General features: G+C 37.7%; 12 protein-coding genes. 3 read left to right on the forward strand and 9 right to left on the reverse strand.

Features of this window, described 5'->3' with window-relative positions; all coding sequences use genetic code 11:
* The first annotated feature begins 140 nt into the window (after positions 1–140).
* Entirely contained in the window at positions 141–1025 is an 885-nt protein-coding gene (locus CQ046_RS12135; RefSeq protein WP_105702496.1) for a DUF808 family protein, read from the forward strand.
* 143 nt (positions 1026–1168) lie between these two features.
* Here CQ046_RS12135 and dnaJ read toward each other — a convergent pair whose 3' ends face one another.
* The 5 genes from dnaJ to proS all read right to left on the reverse strand — a co-directional run bounded on the left by dnaJ (position 1169) and on the right by proS (position 7536).
* Positions 1169–2287 (reverse strand): molecular chaperone DnaJ, encoded by a 1119-nt coding sequence (gene dnaJ / locus CQ046_RS12140; protein WP_034695254.1) that lies wholly within the window; start codon positions 2285–2287, stop codon positions 1169–1171.
* A gap of 101 nt (positions 2288–2388) precedes the next feature.
* Positions 2389–2928: a nucleotide exchange factor GrpE gene (locus CQ046_RS12145; protein WP_410493684.1), complete on the reverse strand. Its 540-nt coding sequence runs from the start codon at positions 2926–2928 to the stop codon at positions 2389–2391.
* 238 nt (positions 2929–3166) lie between these two features.
* Entirely contained in the window at positions 3167–4501 is a 1335-nt protein-coding gene (locus CQ046_RS12150) for an Nramp family divalent metal transporter (protein ID WP_105702498.1), read from the reverse strand.
* Positions 4502–4615: 114 nt separating this feature from the next.
* Positions 4616–5941, reverse strand: coding sequence for an OmpA family protein (locus CQ046_RS12155; protein ID WP_105702499.1), 1326 nt, complete (start codon positions 5939–5941; stop codon positions 4616–4618).
* 119 nt (positions 5942–6060) lie between these two features.
* The gene (gene proS / locus CQ046_RS12160; protein ID WP_105702539.1) at positions 6061–7536 is read right to left on the reverse strand and encodes a proline--tRNA ligase; all 1476 of its coding nucleotides are present in this window, start codon (positions 7534–7536) and stop codon (positions 6061–6063) included.
* Between the two features lie 143 nt (positions 7537–7679).
* Between proS and CQ046_RS23560 the strand changes: the two genes are divergently transcribed.
* A complete protein-coding gene (locus CQ046_RS23560) occupies positions 7680–8801 on the forward strand; it encodes a prolyl-tRNA synthetase (RefSeq protein ID WP_105702500.1) in 1122 nt (373 codons plus the stop codon).
* Between the two features lie 54 nt (positions 8802–8855).
* Positions 8856–10241, forward strand: a complete 1386-nt coding sequence (locus CQ046_RS12170) for an OmpP1/FadL family transporter (protein WP_228406939.1) — start codon at positions 8856–8858, stop codon at positions 10239–10241.
* A 60-nt stretch (positions 10242–10301) separates the two neighbouring features.
* On the opposite strand, the gene CQ046_RS12175 is transcribed toward CQ046_RS12170, so the two are convergent.
* From CQ046_RS12175 to CQ046_RS12190, 4 genes are all read right to left on the reverse strand, one after another.
* The gene (locus CQ046_RS12175) at positions 10302–11954 is read right to left on the reverse strand and encodes a RagB/SusD family nutrient uptake outer membrane protein (protein ID WP_105702502.1); all 1653 of its coding nucleotides are present in this window, start codon (positions 11952–11954) and stop codon (positions 10302–10304) included.
* Between the two features lie 11 nt (positions 11955–11965).
* Positions 11966–14707, reverse strand: coding sequence for a SusC/RagA family TonB-linked outer membrane protein (locus CQ046_RS12180; RefSeq protein ID WP_105702503.1), 2742 nt, complete (start codon positions 14705–14707; stop codon positions 11966–11968).
* 269 nt (positions 14708–14976) lie between these two features.
* Entirely contained in the window at positions 14977–15705 is a 729-nt protein-coding gene (locus tag CQ046_RS12185; protein WP_105702504.1) for a ZIP family metal transporter, read from the reverse strand.
* Positions 15705–16430: a class I SAM-dependent DNA methyltransferase gene (locus CQ046_RS12190; protein ID WP_105702505.1), complete on the reverse strand. Its 726-nt coding sequence runs from the start codon at positions 16428–16430 to the stop codon at positions 15705–15707. The genes CQ046_RS12185 and CQ046_RS12190 overlap by 1 nt, the downstream gene beginning before the upstream one ends.
* Between the last annotated feature and the right edge of the window lie 49 nt (positions 16431–16479).

Consider the following 16479-nt stretch of genomic DNA (forward strand, 5'->3'; position numbering starts at 1 on the left):
CAAAGATATAAAATATTGAAAGTGAAGCATTGCTTTACTATTCTTATAATTTTCAAAATTATTGTCAGATTATGAATCCAAAAACGGAATTAAATATTTATTTTTGCTGGACTTAACAAAGATTAAAAAAAAATTAAAATATGGCATCAGGCTTTTTTGCTATTTTGGATGATATTGCAGCATTGATGGATGATGTAGCAGTAACCAGTAAAGTTGCTACTCAAAAGACAGCAGGGATTTTAGGAGACGACCTGGCTGTAAATGCAGAAAAAGCCACGGGCTTTCTTTCTTCAAGGGAAATTCCGGTTCTGTGGGCCATTACCAAAGGATCATTTATCAATAAACTGATTATTCTTCCTATCGTTTTTTTACTTAATTGGCTGTATGCTCCGGCTATTAATTATGTATTGATCCTTGGAGGATTCTATCTGGCTTTTGAAGGCGTTGAAAAAGTAATAGAATTTCTTTTTCACCGTGACAAAAAAGGGCATGAAGTTATAGAGGAAATTGAAGAAGACGAAAAAAGTTCTGAAGAAATTGAAAAAGAGAAAGTGAAATCGGCAATTACAACTGATTTTATTTTATCAATCGAGATCGTTATTATTGCTTTAGGAACCGTATTGGAAGAAAGTCATCCTTTCATTACACAGATTTTAGTAACGAGCTTGGTTGCATTTATCGCTACTGTTGGAGTTTATGGAATTGTAGCTTTGATCGTAAGAATGGATGATGCAGGGTTTAAATTAATAAAGAAAAGTAACGATAAAGGTTTTTTCGGGAGGCTTGGACATCTATTAGTGAAAGCTTTGCCTATTGTTATTAAAATATTAGGAGTCGTAGGAACAATTGCTTTAATAATGGTTGCTGGTGGAATTTTTCTGCATAGGATTGAATTTTTCCATGGAATACTTCCAACTTGGCCAGATGTTGTGAAAGAGCTTACACTTGGTGTTGTTGGCGGATTGTTAGCGGTTGCCGTATTTACTTTAGGAAAAGGAATCTATTCTTTAGCAACAAAAAAATAAACAGAATTAGAATTAAATAACCAGAAAAATCCTGTACCCGAAAGAGTGCAGGATTTTTTATGATCAGGTTTAAGATGATTTAAAACTTTAAAACCTTGAACGTTAAACAAAAAAAGAGACTTTTTACAAGTCTCTTTTTTATATTAATTGAATAAATCTTTTACTTTATCAAAAAAAGTTTTTTCCTTTCCAGATGGTTCTGCTACCATTTCTCCGCTGGACATCTGCTTTTCAAAGAAGTCTTTCTGGTCTTTAGTAAGCTTCTGTGGTGTCCATACATTGATGTGGATGAACATGTCTCCTTTACCATAACTGTCGATGCTTGGAAGTCCTTTTCCTGCTAATCTTAAGATCTTTCCGGACTGAGTTCCCGGATCAACGGTAATTTTCACTTTTCCACCTACCGTAGGAATTTCTTTCTTAGTTCCTAAAGCCGCTTCAGCAAATGAAACGTACAGTTCCTGGTGAAGATTGTCGCCTTCTCTCTTGATTACCTGATCTATTTCCTCTTCAATAATAACTAACAAGTCTCCTGGAATTCCTCCAAATGGGGCGTCATTTCCTTTTCCTCTTACATTAAGCTGGATACCGTCTCTTGCTCCTGCCGGAATGTTGATCGTGATTTCCTCTTCATCTTTAATAAGACCTTGTGCATTAGCTCCCGCAGGAATTTTGTCAGCAACTTTTCCAATTCCCTGACAAGTACTACAAGTTGTCTGAGTCTGCATTTGACCAAACATGGTATTCATTACTTTTAACTGAACACCGGAACCGTTACAGGTAGGACATGTTTTTGAAGTGGCACCTTCTGCCATCTTCATTTTTTTAACTTTGATGGTTTTCTGAGTGCCGTTTACCATTTCCTCAAGGTTCAGCTTGATTCTGATTCTTAAATTAGAACCTTTCACCTGCTGACGGCCTCCGCCGCCACCTCCGAATCCTCCGAAACCACCACCGAAAATATCTCCAAATTGGCTGAAAATATCTTCCATGTTCATTCCGCCTCCGAAGCCTCCGCCTCCGAAACCACCGTTTCCACCTACTCCGGCATGACCGAACTGGTCGTATCTAGCACGTTTCTGATCATCGCTTAAAACTTCGTAAGCTTCAGCAGCTTCTTTGAATTTTTCTTCAGCCTCTTTATCCCCTGGATTTTTATCCGGGTGGAATTTGATGGCCATTTTACGGTATGCTTTTTTTATTTCGTCGGCAGAGGCAGATTTGCTGATCTCAAGAACCTCGTAATAATCTCTTTTTGACATGACAATTTTATAATTGATTATTGATAAATGATAAAAGATATTATAAAGTTAATAAGTGAAATATTCATCTATTATCACTCATCATTTATCATTTATGAATTTTAATTTCCTGTTACTACTTTTGCAAAACGGATTACTTTATCGCCTAAAGTATATCCCGTTTCAATAACGTCTACGATTTTTCCTTTCAAATCTTCCGATGGGGAAGGGATCTGAGTAATCGCCTCATGGAAATCAACATCAAAGCTGTCACCAGCCTTTACTTCCATTGTTTTTAAGCCTTTTTCGGTAAGTTTATTTTTGAATTTCTGATAGATCAGTTCTACACCTTGCAGGTCAGCCGGATTTCCATTTTTAGCGATTTCTTTCAATGCTCTTTCAAAATCATCTAAAACCCCTAACATTGAAACCATCATCTCCTGGTTGGCGTACTGGAAGAATTCCATCTTCTCCTTAGTCGTTCTTTTTTTATAGTTTTCGAATTCTGCATACAATCTGATGTAACGGTCTTTTTCTTCTGCCAAAAGTTCCTCTGGAGAAGGAGTAGCTGTCACATTGTCCTGAGACGTTGCGTCATTCTGAACATTGTTTTCTTCCTGATTATTGATGCTTTCTTCGTTAATATCCTGGTTTTCCATAATTCAATATTTATTTAATGATTGTTTGACAAAGAGCCTGCCAAATCTAAAATCAGGACATTAAGGCAGAAATAGAATGAAGAGATTTATGAATGATGAATGATGAATGTGTCAATCCGCTGCGCTTGTGAATTTTGAAAAGTGTAAGTTTAATAATTCACTTTGTGAAACAAAAATTGACTATTGACCTTTCACTTGATAAAGGCAAATAGTCAATTTTAAAACTATAATAGTATGTATGTTATTCTCCTGTAAACGTTTGATAGAGTAGATACAGGTTTAAAACAATGATAATAATGGAAATAATCCAAACACAGACTTTAAGAAATGGTTTGTTGACAAACTCACCCATTTTGGCTTTATCATTGGTAAACATCACCAATGGAACAACAGCAAAACTAAGCTGCATTGATAAAATAACCTGGCTTAAAACCAATAATTCGGTTGTTCCCTGCTCGCCATAAAGAATAGCAACTATCAGTGCCGGAATTACGGCAATAAGTCTTGTGATCAGTCTTCTCAACCATGGTTTTAATCTGATATTCAAAAAACCTTCCATGACAATTTGCCCTGCAAGAGTTCCTGTTAATGTAGAGTTTTGTCCGGATGCTAATAAAGCAATGGCAAACGCAATACTTGCCATGGAAGCACCTAAGATGGGAGTCAGCATTTTATAGGCATCATGAATGTCCGCCACATGTTCGTTCCCTGTAGTATGGAACGTAGCGGCCGCCAGAATAAGGATTGCCGCATTGATGAAGAAAGCCAGCATTAATGAAGCTGTACTGTCTATAGTTGCAAATTTTATCGCTTCTTTTTTCCCTTCCGTATCACGCGTGTAATCTCTGGTCTGTACAATACTGCTGTGCAGATATAAGTTATGTGGCATCACCGTAGCCCCTAAAATCCCTATAGCAATATAAAGCATGGCAGGATTCTGAATGATTTCCTTTTGTGGAACCAAACCTCCCAATATCTCATTAAAAGCGGGTTGCGAAATGATAATTTCATATACGAAACATGCTAAAATAATAAATATAAGTCCCCCTACAATACTTTCAATCCATCGGAAACCTTTGGACTGAAGTAAGAGAATAATTAAAACATCTACTGTTGTAATCACGATTCCCCAGGTCAGAGGGATGTGAAATAGGAGATTTAATGCAATGGCAGAACCAATGACCTCGGCGAGATCACAGGCGGCAATGGCTATCTCACAGAATATCCACAGAATAAAATTGGTTGTAGGACTGAAGTGGTCTCTACATGCTTGTGCAAGATCTCTTTCTGCAACTACTCCCAGTTTCACAGACAGGTGCTGTAAAACCATTGCGAAAATATTGGAGATAAGAATCACCGATAGCAGGGTATACCCGAACTGAGCTCCTCCTGCAATATCAGTAGCCCAGTTTCCCGGATCCATATATCCTACGGCAATCATCAGACCCGGTCCTGCAAATGCAAGATATTTCCTCCAGAAATTGGCATTTTTAGGGACTTTGATTGATGAATAAACCTCTGATAAGGAATGAGTTGTTTTATCTTTACGCCAGGCGCTTTTTATATTGAAATTCATAAATGTTAGAAATGACTAACAAATTTAATTAAATAAATGTAAACAGAAAGAATTAAGGCATAAAAAAATCCCGGAAATCAATTTCCGGGATCTAATTTTTATTAAGTCTAAAGATTATTTCGCAAATCTGATAGACATCTTTCTGTCAGCAGCTCTTTCAGCATCAGAAGCTTTTGCATCTACTTTAGCAAATTGACTTCCGTAACCGTCAGCAGCAATTACCTGTGTACCAACTCCAGCTTTAGCTAAAGCAGCTTTGATGAATTCAGCTCTTGCTTTTGATAGTTTTACGTTAGAAGCTTCGTTTCCTGTTTTATCAGTGTAACCTCCAACTTTGATTTTTGCATCAGGGAAAGCTTTAAGGATAGCCACTAAGTTATCCAATTGTCCTTGTGAACCTGCTTCAAGCTCAGTAGAACTTCCCATTTTGAAGTTTACGTGGTCAAAATCGTACCACTTATCTTTCAATGCAGAATCATCAGCCGCATTTTTGTAACCGCCAGATTTCAGGAATGAAATCATCTGATCCTCCATACCACCTTTGTAACCTTTTAACATTACTCCGTTAAGGTCAATGTTTTCATCGGTTTTAGCAGCAGCTGGAGCAGCTGTTGTTGTAGTTGTAGCAGCAGTATCTGTAGTAGAACTTGTAGATGCTGAGTTAGACGTAGTGGTTGTAGTAGTGGTCGTCTGTTTTTTCTCGCACTGTTTCCATAAGAAATAGGCGGCTGCTATCAATAATAAAAGCGGAAGCAACCATTTCCAGATTGAACCTCCGCCTTGATTATCGTTGTTGTTATTAAATTGTTCTCTTATTTCCCTTGCTCCTTCAGAAACATTTTCTCTAGCTGTAGCTACACCTTCTGCGATGTTATCTTTAGCTGTAGAAGTTACCGAAGAAACAGTTTCTTTTGCCTGGCCAAACCAGTTTTCAGCTCCTAATCCAAAGGATGCCAAAGAAAGACCTGCCGGCAATAATGAAGAAATAATACCTTTCTGATCGTTCAGTAAGCTGGAAATACCTGAAGCACCCAAATTATTGTCTGCTGCATATTTTCCTACTGTACCTGCCGTAGCTCCAGTCACCAGGTTTAACAAAGAACCTGCAGTAGTATTGCTGACTCCTGAAAAACTAGCAATGGAACTAACTAATCCACTTACTTTATCTCCAAAAATTGAAGATAACAAAGTAGAAATAATAGGATTGTTAGACGCTCCGCCTAATAAATTTCCTAAAATTCCACTTGAAGAGGCTTGTGTAATAGCATCCACAACGCCAGGCTTATCTGCACTATTGGCTAATCCACCTACCACAGCAGGTAATAATCCGCCAATTGCTTTAGAAATACCGGATTCACTTTCTCCAAACTGCGATGCAGCCTGTGAAACTAAAGCGGGACCTAATTGTCCTTTAATTAAATCAATGACATTTAAAGACATAATAAATAAATTTTTTTGATTAATGTTGACATAAATTTAAACAAAAATCTCTCCAAACGTCATTTTTTTTTGAATATTTCTTTAAATTTTAATGATTTTATTCTAAATAATTAAAATTTTTAATAAGCTTTTGCGAATAATACACGTCTCTTAGAAGGTTTTCCGGAAATCAAAGAAATTCCTTCTTCTACATCATTATCCAGAGGAATACATCTGATAGTTGCCTTCGTTTCGTCCTTAATTTGTTCTTCTTCTTCAGCTGTTCCATCCCAGTGAGCATAGATGAAACCACCTTTCTCTTCCAGAACTTTTTTGAATTCTTCATAAGTATCCACTTTGGTGATATTATTTTTTCTGAATTCAAAAGCTTTGTTATAGATATCCTGCTGAATAGTTTTCAATAAATCTTCGATATAAGAATCCAGCCCTTCAATAGAACGAACTTCTTTTGTAAGATTATCTCTTCTTGCAATTTCTACAGATTTGTTTTCCAGGTCTCTTGGTCCCATTGCAATTCTTACAGGAACTCCCTTCAATTCGTATTCTGCAAATTTCCAGCCTGGTTTGTTCTGAGTATCATTATCGAACTTCACAGAAATACCTTTTGCTTTCAGTTTAGCCTGAATATCCAAAGCCACTTCACTGATTTGCTCTAGCTGCTCTTCTCCTTTAAAGATCGGAACAATTACTACCTGAATAGGTGCTAAAGTAGGAGGTAATACCAATCCAAAATCATCAGAGTGCGTCATAATCAATGCTCCCATCAAACGGGTTGATGTACCCCATGAGGTAGCCCATGCATGTTCAATTTTTCCTTCTTTGTTGGTGAATTTTACATCAAATGCTTTTGCGAAATTCTGTCCTAAGAAGTGAGATGTTCCTGCCTGTAAAGCTTTTCCATCCTGCATTAATGCTTCTATACAATAGGTTTCATCAGCTCCAGCAAATCTTTCAGATGGAGTTTTCAATCCCTGAATTACCGGCATTGCCATAAAGTTTTCTGCAAAATCTGCATATACTTTATTCATTTTTTCTGCTTCTTCAATCGCTTCATCTTTTGTCGCATGAGCAGTGTGACCTTCCTGCCATAAGAATTCTGCCGTTCTTAAGAAAAGACGTGTTCTCATCTCCCAACGAACAACATTCGCCCATTGGTTGATCAATATCGGTAGGTCTCTGTAAGACTGAATCCAGTTTTTGTAGGTATTCCAGATAATAGCTTCTGAAGTAGGACGAACGATAAGTTCTTCTTCCAGTTTTGCATCCGGGTCAACAATAAGTTTTGATGGATTGTCCGGATCGGTTTTTAATCTGTAGTGGGTAACAACAGCGCATTCTTTTGCAAAACCTTCTGCATTCTTTTCCTCTGCCTCAAACAAGCTCTTGGGCACAAAAAGCGGGAAGTATGCGTTAACGTGACCTGTTTCCTTGAACTTTTTATCCATTTCATCACGCATTTTTTCCCAGATCGCATAGCCATACGGTTTGATCACCATACATCCACGCACGCCTGAGTTTTCAGCTAAATCAGCTTTTACAACCAGCTCATTATACCATTTGCTGTAATCTTCGCTTCTTGAGGTTAATTTTGCCATTATTTTTTTTAATTTTTTTAACTTTTGTACATTATTGTTATCTAAAAATAAAAATCTATTTTTGATAGATTTTTTTACCAGTGTTTGGTACATTTTTGGTACAGATTGCAAATATAATTTAAATTAAAAATTTTTACGTTATCATGAAAAGAAATATACATAAAAATTTGCTTGGTCTGCTAAGATCCAAAGGGATATTGGCTATATCGGGCGGATTATTACTTGTGTCTTGTGGTGCTCAGATGGGAGGGTATAGCGAGACAGACGGGGTGTATTACGACCCCAATAAGGATACGCTACCTGAAGGAGTTATCATTAATGATAGCGGAAACAGAGTAGGAGAATATTATGACTACTATCAGGATTCCAATGTGATTGAAAATGCACAGGCGAATTCCAGAGAGCAGCAAAACAGATATAATGACTGGGGTAATACTAATACCAACTGGAATACCAATGCTACAGATTCAGACTGGGGACTTTATGCAGGTTCTCAAACTAACTACTATGACAACTCGTGGGGATGGGGATCTCCTTGGGGATGGTATGGAGGTTACAGCCCGTATTGGGGTTGGGGTATGAACCGTGGCTGGGGCTGGGGTGCTAGCCTATCCTGGGGTTGGGGCGGATCATTCGGCTGGGGCTGGGGAGGCTCTTACGGATGGGGAAGTCCATACTGGGGATATGGTTATGGAGGGTATTATGATCCATTCTGGGGTGGCTACGGAAACCCTTACTGGGGATATGGAGGAGGCTACTGGGGTGGTGGATACTACAACAGACCTGTTTACAGAAGAAGCGGTATCAGTGGAGGAGGATTCCAGAATACTGGGGTAGCAAATGCTGTATACAGAACGAATACCAATAATTCAGGTTTCAGAAATAGTAATGGAAATGGCGGATTCAGAAACACCAATAACGGCGGCTTCAGAGATTCCAATTCAAATGGTGGTTTCAGAAACAGTAATGGTGGCTTCAGAGATAGCAACTCAGGAGGATTCAGAAACGGTAATTCAGGCGGATTCAGAAATACACAATCCAATGGCGGATTCCGTAATTCTGCACCGCAAACAAGACCTAACTATAATTATCAACAATCACAGCCGAGATATAATAACAATAATGGAGGCTTCAGATCTAATGATTCCGGAGGCTTCAGATCTAGCGGAGGTTTCAACGGCGGTGGAGGCGGCGGCTTCAGAGGTGGTTCTTCTGGCGGTGGCGGCGGAATGAGATCCGGCGGCGGCAGAGGTGGCTTTAGATAATTGTTCAAACTAATAAACTATTAAAAAATAATGTTAAAAAAATCTTTAGTATTAATGAGTATTTCTGCAGCATTTTATGCGCAGGCTCAGGATGTTTCTGTGATAAGAAATACTGTGGATGTTTACTCAAGTACTCCTATGGTGGGATCAGCTAAATTTAATGCAATGGCTGGATCAAATGGTGCGCTAGGTGGTGATGCAAACTCTTTGCTTACGAACCCGGCAGGTTTAGGGGTTGCTATTTCAGGAGAGGTTTCAGGAACTTTATCTATTTTAGGAAATAAAAACAGCAGTTCTTTGGCTGGATCTACGATGGATTACAGCAAAACTAAGGGAGACCTTGGAAATGCAGGAGGGATCATCGCTTTTCCTCTGATGACAGAAACTAAATGGAAATTTATCAATATCGGTATTAATTTTTCCAATCAGCAGCTTGATAATGTAATTCAGTCGCCAGGAAATAATAATATCGTATATGCTTTTGATAAAGCTGATATCACGAAAGACGCTGCAATGGCAGGTCACATGTATGAAAGATACGGGAATTTATCAAAAATGAGCTTTGGGGTAGGTGCTAATTATAACCATAACTTATATTTAGGAGCAGGTTTTAATTTTTTCAATGCTTCATTGGATCAATATGATACTTTATTTTACCGAAATCTAACCAATAATTCTACTGAAGGATTCAGTAAGCAGGACACTCCTTATTCAGAAAGATCTTCAGGTTTCTCTGCTTCATTAGGGGTAATCGGAAAGATAAGTCCGAATTTCAGATTGGGAGCATCTCTTGAAACGCCTACATTCTGGAATATAGACAGAAATTATTATTTCTATAATGATCCTACTTACGGAGATGATATGGGTGCTGAAAACAGAAAGTTCACTTCACCGCTTAAAGCGACAGTGAGTGCTGCATTTGTAGCAAGCAAAAACTTCTCATTGAACGTAGACTATACCCTTGGACTTACAAAACCTGACTATAAAGTTTATGGAGGTGCAGAAAGAGAGTTGAATGATTTCTTTAAAGAAAACTACAAAAATCTTTCAGAAGTAAGAGTAGGAGCTGAGTACAGAGTACAGCAATTCAGATTGAGAGGTGGTTATTCTTACCAGTCAAGTCCTTTTGATGCGCTTACGATCAGTAGATTTAATGATGCGGGAAGTGTGGGAGATCAGTCTTACAGCAACCTGATATTAAGTGACAGAAATACACTTTCATTTGGTATCGGATATGATTTCAAATCATTCTATATAGATGCATCTTATCAGAATATCTCATCTAAATATGCTAATCCTTTCATGAGAGGATACATGGGAGATAATTTTGATTCATCTTATTATTCTTCGAATAAAATCTTCGAAAGTGATTCTTACGCCGTAAGTGATGTAAAAAGCAACAGAAATAACTTCTTCCTTACAGTAGGATGGAAGTTCTAAGCTTATAAAACATTACGCTATATACATAAAAAAGCTCCGGATTCCGGAGCTTTTTGTTTTTTAATCTGGATTCTGCACCAGATTCGGCTGGATCTGAATCTGCTGTTCAGGAATATATTCTACCACTCTGTTATGGGTATAAGGTACTGTATAAAAGGCATTGCTTCCGCTTAAATGGGTGCCCGGATATTGTCTGTCGAGATCAAGTTTGTTTCTAAAGACATCGTATCTTCTATGTCCTTCAAAAGCCATTTCTAACCTTCTTTCCTGTAGAACTGCATCCAGAGTAGTCTGTCCTGCAGGTACTGAATTATATACAGGTATTCCGGCTCTTGTTCTGATGGTATTTACATCTGCGAGTGCTGAAGCGGTATTCCCTTTTTTGGCATTGGCTTCGGCCCTGTTCAGATATATTTCGGCCAGTCTTATAACAACCGGAGACCACAATTGTGGAACACCTTCCTGTAAGGAGCATTTTAAAACATAAAATTTAGGATATCCGTTTCTTTTATCCATATCATTATCCAGGTAAACGTAAGTTTTTCCACCGGCTGCGTTAACAAAATAATAGTTTGTTTTATTGGGTGTTACTTCAGATTGTACCTGATAATTGATATTATTCATGGTAAAATACGTATTTCCATTCTGTTGGAAGGTCTTTTGGAATTGATAATTGTAGGTTGCGGTACCTGATGAACTGGTTCCTTGTTGTACCCAATATGCAACAGGAACTGCCGGACTGCTGTATTTTGGAGAAATAAACTTCAGCCTTGCATCCTGAGGATTCTGATTGATAAGGTCCAGATAAGAGGAAGAAGCGTACATTTCACCCCAGCCCACATTCTGTATGGTGGCATACATAGAGCCTATAGTATACCAGCCATCGCTATAGTCTCCATCTTTATTATATTTAAATGCAAAAATGGTTTCTGTGTTGGTTTCGGGAGTTTTGGTGGCATAAGCAGGTAATTCTGTTTTAGACAGAAGCATATATTTCCCGGAATTGATGACCTTATCTGCATACTCTATAGCTTTATCATTGTTTTCCATGTATAGATAGACTCTGGAAAGTAAAGCCTGCGCTGCCTCTTTGGATGCATATATGTTGTCTTTATTCAAGGTCATCAGTTGTTCTGCTTTCAGAAGATCTTTGACCACTTGATTGTATACTTCTCCCACAGTGGCTCTGCCAGGCAAATCGTTGACGTCGTCAGATAGTTTTAAGGGGACTCCAGAATTGGCTGTTCCTTGATTGTATGGCCTTCCAAATACATTAACCATAGAAAAGTATACATAAGCTCGTAAGAAATAATTTTCACCTATGAGCTGATCTGTTTCTGTGTCTTTTCCTTCGGCAACCTTTGATATCACCCTGTTACACCCAATAATAGCCTTGTATCCGGAGTTCCAGATGGTATTGGTGCGGCCATTGTTTTTAATACTTTTGTAATTATAATAGTAAAAGAATGAATCGGTGGTAGTTCCGCTGATATCTATATTATCTCCTCCATATTCACTGATTCTGTATAGGTTGTTGTAAAAGCCACCGCCATCAGCATCACCTTTAAGTAATGCATAATTTCCTAAGGTTATAGTTTTCAGTCCTGTTGCGTCTGAGAGAATAACCTCAGATTCCATTGAATCATAAGGTGAACGGTCTATGTTACATGCCGTTAATGATATTATGAGAATGGGAATAAGTATTTTTTTCATAATAATTTTTTTTAAAAAGAAAGGTTTAAACCTAAAGAAAATCTTCTCGGAATAGGGTAGATAGCTCCTGCATTACCAGAATAGGCACTTTGATTATCTGCATTACCAACTTCCGGATCCACTCCGGAAAATTTGGTGATGGTAAATAAATTTTCACCCATAATATAAATATTCGCTGATTTTATTTTCATCTTTTCTGTTAGAGATGATGGAAAATTATATCCTATTCTCAGGGATCTTAGCTTGACAAAGCTAGCATCCTCAAGATAACGTGATGAAGGTTTATTTGTTAATGAATTATTATTGTATACAGCAGCCGGATGTGTTGCAATATCTCCCGGTTTCTCCCATCTTGTCCATCCATCTTTTAAAGCCATCTGGTTATAGTAAGGATAGGCACCATCTGAATCAAACAATTCTCTGTATGAGTTATATACTTGCCCACCTTGTGAGAAATAAAGATTCGCGGCAAGATAGAAATTTTTGATATTCAGATTAGTGCTTACAGAGCCGTAATAATCTGGTGTAGCAGCTCCTACCACCTGTACGGTAGCCAGGTTGTATTTTGAGGTTGCACTTCTGCTTCCGTCCGGATTAATTACCTCCCATTGTCCTTCACCATTGTCCGGATTTACACCCAGCCACTTTCTCATATAGAAAGAAGTAACATCATACCCCTGTATGGCTACATGATAATTGTCTAATACCTGTGTACTATTGTTTCGGGTAGAAAGTACACTGTTTTTATAGGTGCTGATATTGAATCCCAGATCCCAGCTGATATCTTTTGAACGGATAATGGAATAATTTACATTGAATTCCCAGCCTTTGTTTTTGACGTCACCTATATTCAGGTACTGTTTGTCAACACCTGTCAGTGATGGTAGAGGTACAAGCACCAGTAAATCTTTCGTTTTATTATTAAAATAATCAATATTTAAAGTCAGTCTGTTATTAAAAGCCCTGATATCTGTACCGATATTATTCTGATAGATAGATTCCCAGGTTAGTCCAGCGTTTCCGAGCTGGAACCATGTTGCTCCTATCTGTCCGTTATATTTCTCTGTAAGTCTGTATAGATCCTGCCATCCGTAATCAGGACTGGGTGTATTTCCCACAAGTCCTCGGCTTGCTCGTAACTTCCATTCATTAATTGGTTTTACGTTGAAAAAACTTTCTTTATGAATATTCCATCCTACACTATACGCATAGAATAAACCATTTCTTTTGTTGGCACCGAATGCAGAAGATGATTCGCTTCTTAAGGATCCCTGGATAAAATATTTTTTATCATATACATACTCGGTATTAAAGAGGAGAGCATTATAGGCGCGGTCAAACTTTCTCCCTGTTGGCTTTTGTCCTGTGGTTGCTCCGGTATTAAAAACATCTGTACCAGGTACCACACCATAAACACCTGCACGTGATTCTTTATAGAATCTGTCAGTATATTCATACGCTGCTAATGCATTGATGTTATGATTTCCAAAATCCTTATCAAACCTCAGCATCTGGTTGAAAAATTTGCTAATATCTTTTTGATAATTTTCTGTTAGCTGTCCTTTATTACTTGTTCCGCTGATCGATCTGGGATCAGTATAGTACATGTCATCATAGTTTTTGTAGGTAACATTGTTTGTACTGATGAATTTGAGATAATCGGTAAACTTGATTTCAGCATCTAGATTTCCAATAAGGTCCAGCTGATTGCTTTTGCCATAGTTCCATTGAAGGTCATAGAGGTAATTGCTGTGATCCCGTCCGTACCAATCACCTGTGTAATTCTCATCAACCCTAATCAGGTTTCCATTGGCATCTCTGGGGTTATCCCACGGCATATTAAGGTACATTTCATAAAGGGAAGCCTGTGTATCTTTTCTCGTGGTATATGATAAACTGACTTTAGGTTTCAGGATCAACCATGGTTTTATGGTCTGTTCATGGTTGATTCTGAAGGAGAGCCTGTTAAATTCATCTCCTTTAACAGTTCCGGTTTCATTATAATAATTTCCTGAAATATAGGTTTTGGAATTGTTTGATCCGCCTCTGAAATCAATAGTGTAATTTTGTACAACCCCTGTTTGCGTACCGTCTTTTAGCCAGTTGTAGCCATCGTTTCTAAGTGTTTCGGGAATTGCCGGAGCTCCTTTTAATGAGGTGAAATAATCATACAGCTGCGTTCCGTTCATAAGTTTGAAGCGCCCGTTATTAAACATATTAAAAGAATTAGTAAGAGAGGCACTTAATGTTCCTTTTCCAGAATTTCCAGATTTGGTAAACACCTGTACAATACCATTTGCCGCTTTGGAGCCATACAAGGCTGTAGAAGCAGCATCTTTTAAGATGTTAATACTTTCAATCTGATTGGGATCCAGGTTGGGAGCATAGGGCATTACTACACCATCCACCACCCAAAGAGCATTACTGGGGCCATTAATAGTGGAAGTACCCCTGATTTTTACAGTAGCTACAGAACCTGCAGAACCTCCACCAGGTAAGATCTGAACCCCGGCAGCTTTTCCCTGCAGAAGACCGGATACACTGGAAGTGTTGGAATCCTGGAGTTTTTTGTCAGAAATAACAGAAACGGCAGCTGTAAGGCTGGATTTTTTCTGGGTCTTGTAACCGATAATTACAATATCATCAATCTTTTTTTCTTCTAAAGAATCTGTTTTTTTCGTTGTCTGGGCCGCTATAAAGCCGGTCATAAAAAAAAAACAGACTGATGTTGCTAAGCTATTTTGTTTTTTCATACATTTTTTAAGTACTGTTGGTATGGCTAATGTACAAAAAACAATGTATTGTTGTTATTATAGTGTTAAAAAATATTAAACAATATATTTTTTTTATTTTACAATGTAAATATTTAATTTTTGTTTATTTTTTTGTGTAAAATATTTTTTAAAAAACAAATTTTAACTTATTTGTCTGAAATATTATAAGTACAAATTAACGAGAATAGTGGTAGAAAACATATATTATTAATACAAAAAAGCTACGGAATCTGTAGCTTTTTTGTATTTTAATGAGAATGAGCAGCAGGGTGTTGATGGAAAACATGCATCATCAATGCAAGTGAAACTCCTAAAACAACGAGTCCAATCTTTACCCAGTCTATATTGTGATTTTTATTGCTTTCAAAGATGATCACGGATGAAATGTGAAGGAATATTCCTCCTACAATAGCCAGAAAATAAGGCTGAAGATCAGGATTGAAATAGTTTCCTAACAACATTCCCATGGGAGAGGCCAGTGCAAATAAGGCTACAATGAGAATAGAGGGGTAGGATGAAGAACTTTTAGATTCTCCTTTTCTGTTAAATAAGAATGCTCCCAGAATAAATGAAATGGGAAGATTGTGAAATACAATTCCCCACAGGTAAGGTGACATCTCATGTGTTTCATTGGCAAGAGGAATTCCTTCAATGAAAGCATGGATGAATAAACCTACCATTAAAGCAGCAGGAAGAATATTATGTTCGCTATGATGGTGGAAGTGTCCGTGTTCGAAACCTTTGGTAAGCGCTTCCAGAATCATCTGAAGAAGAACTCCTCCGATCACGAATATCCCAAGATTATTGCTTCCGGCAGAGGTATAAACCTGCGGAAAGACTTCATTAAGACAGATCGTAATCAAAAAACCGGCACTTAATATCAGTAGATTTTTAGCCAGTTTTTCTTTTTTACCAAAGTGTTTTCCCAGGAATACGCCTGTTACGACACTTAAAATCAGTAAAAGTACTGTTGTCATTATTTTTTCTTAAATAAATTGATGCAACGCGGGGAATTTTCTTTTTTAAATTCATTCAACTGATAATCTCCCCAGATTTTTATTCTTTCAAAACCACATTCAGAAGCATAATTATGGATGGCTTCCAATGTGTGAAGCTTTACCTTTTCAAAGAAATGAAACGGCTTACCGTCGGCTTCAAAACGGATATCTTTGATGATGTGTCTGCCTTCAATCTTCTTCAGAATCTTAAAATCAATATCACCACGGGTTATTGTGGTTTCCGGAACCAAAGTATTTATTACAAATTCTTCGTTCAGATAATCCAGTACAAAATATCCTCCGGGCTTCAGAGCGTTGTATACAGACTGAAACACTTTTTTATCATCGCTTTCATTATCAAAATACCCAAAACTTGTAAATAAGTTGAAAACAGCATCCATAGGATCTGCATCAATTGGGTGTCTCATGTCATGAACTTCGAAAATCAAGGTTTGATTTTCAAATTGTTTGTCAGATTCAATACTTTGTCTTGAAAGGTCAAGCCCCAAAACATCATACCCTAATTTATTAAGAAAAACCGAGTGTCTTCCTTTTCCACAGGCAAGATCTATGATTTTCGACTGGGGCGGCAGCTGAAGGTCCGCAGTGAGCTTTGTAATGAAGTTTTCTGCTTCAGTATAGTCTCTGTTGCTATAAAGCAAATGATAATAAGGGGTATCAAACCAAGATTCAAACCATTCCATAATGCAAAAATAACTAAATTTGTGCGGTTAAAAGCAAAGTATTTTACAA

Origin of the sequence: Chryseobacterium sp. MYb7 (assembly GCF_002979455.1) — a bacterium.
Taxonomy (GTDB): domain Bacteria; phylum Bacteroidota; class Bacteroidia; order Flavobacteriales; family Weeksellaceae; genus Chryseobacterium.